The following is a 1,236-nucleotide window of genomic DNA, read 5'->3' on the forward strand; positions in this document are numbered from 1 at the left end:
CCGACCGCCGTTGCTACAAATCTTTTTTGCCCTTTTTGTTTACGTTTTTTTAAAAACATCTGGTTTAATATCCCCTTGCTTAAATCCATAACTTTACCAATGGGTTTATTTGCCTCAAAATGGACCATACAGAAGCGTTTTTAATTTCAATATGGTTTTTATCATAAAATCTTTAAATCGCTCTGTATGGTGCCTTTCTGTCAATTTAAACGCATATCTATTCTCAAAACGTTCAGCAAATTTCACTACTTTGCTGTTCTCTTAGGAGATTTTAGATACATTTTCACTATTGAAGCTCCCCCCAAAAGCTCTGCTTTCAAATTTCTGCAATATTCTGCAAGCTCTGCTCCTGTTGGCATAAATGTTTTCGAAAAGCCCTTTGCTTTTCCGCATATGATATCCTTAACAGCCTGCTTTAGAGCGTATTCTGAAGCATCTGATAAGGCTATGCTGTAATTTAAAGCGATAACATTCGGGTCCATATTTGCTGGTATTTTTAGACCTGAAAGCAAATAAGCAGCTGCCTCGATATGTTCAACCGTAACTTTCCGTGAAAGCAATGCTTGTAAACGATTACAATCTTGTAAAACTTGCACTTCCTCCTCCTGCGTCAACGGCTTTCCATGCATAGAGATTGGAGGATACACACTCCGGTCCACTCTCTTGGCAAATGCTTGCAAATGAACTGATAGCCTCTCTATTTCTGATGCATTCTGATCCATAAGGATCGCTAGTGGTAATTGCTGATTTGAGTGTACTGAAGCTTTGTGAAAGGCTGTTTGTGAAGTTGTTTGTTGAGAGCTTATAGCGTTCGTTTGCATATCGTTTCTCCTGTTCTAATTTCTTGGCTAGCGTTCCATTCTGGTTAATAATCCAACCACACCAAGCACTTTGCCAATCGCGATTGTTTGCATTTCGACATGGGTTGGCTTTCCAATGAAGTTTAAATCTTTCGAATTCTAATAACGCCTCATCATGCGTTAAGCCTTTATCGATTGCGTATTGCAAATCGGGTTTAAAATCTTCTGGTACGCTTCCAAGCTCTTTTTTCCCCTTACTTCGCTTGGCTTTCTTAGGAACGTTCTCTTGCTCGTGAATGATTGGTTGGTTGATTTGCTCTGATTGGCTTTCAACATCACACTCGATTGGCTCGTCAACCAAATCGGTTGTTTCTAAATCTTCAAAATCAATTTCTTTTTTTAATAAAACGTTAGTTTTATTTTTTTTATATATATT

The 1,236-nt window shown here is 38.1% G+C and carries 1 protein-coding gene and 1 pseudogene; both read right to left on the reverse strand.

The genetic code is table 11. The annotated features are described in order from the left end of the window. Nucleotides 1-245 precede the first annotated feature (245 nt). Nucleotides 246-596, reverse strand: a complete 351-nt coding sequence (locus ACFIK6_RS09825) for a hypothetical protein (RefSeq protein ID WP_273724069.1) — start codon at nucleotides 594-596, stop codon at nucleotides 246-248. After that, nucleotides 574-1,236: pseudogene (locus ACFIK6_RS09830) on the reverse strand (hypothetical protein); the annotation flags it as partial. The gene ACFIK6_RS09825 and the pseudogene ACFIK6_RS09830, both read right to left, overlap by 23 nt.

Origin of the sequence: Bartonella sp. AS69XJJH, from assembly GCF_042195585.1 — a bacterium.
Taxonomy (GTDB): Bacteria; Pseudomonadota; Alphaproteobacteria; order Rhizobiales; family Rhizobiaceae; genus Bartonella.